Here is a 549-nt window from a genome sequence, read left to right as displayed (position 1 = left end):
GCGCACGAAGACCCCCTCCACACCGACAGCCAGCTGATCCTCCACCGACTGCGCCAGCGCCGCGACCAACAGACCACCCGTACCGGCCTGCCACACAGCGGGCAGATCGACCAGACCACCGTAATGATCCGAGTGCTCAAGACCGAAGACCCGGCCAAGACCCCACACCGCCGCCAGCACCGGATCAGGAACCGAACCATTCCCCGGCGCCGACACCGCACCACGGGTCACCACCCACAACCGGGCACCCTCCACCTCCACCACGGCCTGCACCACCGTGACCAGGTCGTGCAGTACGGCCGAATGACTCCGGTCCGACCCGGTCGCCAGATAGGCGATGTGCTCAGCACCGGCCAGCAGCTTCGCCACGCGCTCGCGGTCGAGGTCGAGGTCGTGGCCGTGGGTGTGGTCGAGGTCGCCGTCGTCCGGCAGTACCCGCACCTCGACCTGGGCCCCGGCCTGCTCCAACGCCTGCCGCACCTCACCGGCACCAGCCAGGTCGTGACACAACAGCAGCCACTTCCGGTGCAGCCCACCCGAGTGCCGCAC

General features: G+C 69.2%; 2 protein-coding genes. One reads left to right on the top strand and one right to left on the bottom strand.

What is annotated here, in order from left to right:
• Positions 1-369 (bottom strand): hypothetical protein (locus tag HET64_RS38580; RefSeq protein ID WP_251146470.1); only part of this gene is annotated, 369 nt, incomplete at its 3' end.
• Between HET64_RS38580 and HET64_RS39560 the strand changes: the two genes are divergently transcribed.
• Positions 340-549 (top strand): hypothetical protein (locus tag HET64_RS39560; protein WP_251146469.1); only part of this gene is annotated, 210 nt, incomplete at its 3' end. The genes HET64_RS38580 and HET64_RS39560 overlap by 30 nt on opposite strands.

Origin of the sequence: Streptomyces sp. McG3 (assembly GCF_018619185.1) — a bacterium.
In the GTDB taxonomy this organism is placed as follows: domain Bacteria; phylum Actinomycetota; class Actinomycetes; order Streptomycetales; family Streptomycetaceae; genus Streptomyces.
Note: the sequence above shows the minus strand (reverse complement) of the source record. Positions and strands in the feature narration are given on the sequence as shown.